The 221-nt window shown below is 49.3% G+C and carries 1 protein-coding gene; it reads right to left on the bottom strand.

Annotated elements, in window-relative coordinates:
• The coding region (locus ACLI1A_RS19610; protein WP_411410390.1) for a hypothetical protein at positions 1-221 on the bottom strand (221 nt) is incomplete at both ends.

Here is a 221-nt window from a genome sequence, read left to right as displayed (position 1 = left end):
AAAGCCCATAGGCACTACATCGCTTGCTTCGAAGATTGGCCTTGCCTGTATGGCAAGTGGTGTTTGCTGACCTACTGAGTATATGGCCAGTGTAGTACCGTCTGTAAACTTCTTGGCATCAAAACCGTAGTCAAGTTCCATTGTACCTTCTTCCATGTAGGCTACCAGTGCCTGGTTAGCGGTGCCGTTTTCGGCAACAATGTTCAGCCACAGGCGTGAAG

Origin of the sequence: Flavobacterium sp. RHBU_3, assembly GCF_046613565.1 — a bacterium.
In the GTDB taxonomy this organism is placed as follows: Bacteria; Bacteroidota; Bacteroidia; order Flavobacteriales; family Flavobacteriaceae; genus Flavobacterium.
Note: the sequence above shows the minus strand (reverse complement) of the source record. Positions and strands in the feature narration are given on the sequence as shown.